The 953-nt window shown below is 62.4% G+C and carries 1 protein-coding gene; it reads left to right on the top strand.

From position 1 onward, the window contains the following. Window positions 1-39 precede the first annotated feature (39 nt). On the top strand, window positions 40-953 hold a 914-nt coding region (locus tag KLP40_RS21045; RefSeq protein WP_215595809.1), incomplete at its 3' end, for an IS701 family transposase.

The raw sequence follows: 953 nt of genomic DNA on the forward strand, positions 1-953 counted from the left end.
TAGGACTTACGCAAACGGCTTTCTCAGCGTACCAAGCCCATGAAAGTCACCGCTCAATTGTATGGCCAGTTTCTGCTCAGCAGCCAGGTCAACTACACCGGCACTTACTTGGCCGAGCACCTGGCCGGCCTCACACACGACAACGTGCAGTACTTCCTGCGCACGCGTCGCTTCAGCCCGCGTCAGCTCTGGCAGCAGCTGCAAGGCGAATTCGTGGCCAGCCCGCGCGGCTACGTGCTCTTCGACGACACGGTGCTCGATAAGTCTCACAGCCACCACATCGCGCTGGTGCGCCGCCAGTACTCGGGCAACGCGCACGGCCTGATCAAAGGCATCGGCCTGGTCAACTGCGTCTACGTCAATCCCGACACGGACCAGTTCTGGTTGATTGATTACCGGCTCTTTGCGCCCGAGGTGGACGGCAAAGACAAACACGCGCACGTGCGCGACATGCTCACTCAGTTGCGGGTGCGCCGCATTGCCTACCGGACCGTGCTCATGGACACGTGGTACGCCACGACGGAGCTGTTCAAGTGGCTCATGGCCGAGCAAAAGCAGTTTTACTGCCCGCTCAAAGGCAACCGCCTCGTCGACGACTCGGGCGGGCAGCAGCCCTACCAGCCGCTGGCCTGCCTGTCCTGGTCGGACCACGAGGTCGCCCACGGCAAGCTCGTCAAGGTCAAGAAAATGCCGAACGAGGTCAAGCTGAAATGTTTCCGCGTACTGGTGTCTACCCACCGGACGGACTACCTCGTCACCAACGAGCTAGCGCAAGACGACACGGCCGCTGCTGAGCAACACAGCAACGTCCGCTGGCTGATCGAACAGGTTCACCGCGAGGCCAAGCAACTCACCGGCTTGCAGGCGTGCCAGTGCCGGCTGGCGCGCAGCCAGCGCAACCACATCGCCCTGGCCCTGCGCACCTGGGCCCGCCTCAAGCACCTGGCCTACCA

Origin of the sequence: Hymenobacter piscis (assembly GCF_018760735.1) — a bacterium.
Taxonomy (GTDB): Bacteria; Bacteroidota; Bacteroidia; order Cytophagales; family Hymenobacteraceae; genus Hymenobacter; species Hymenobacter piscis.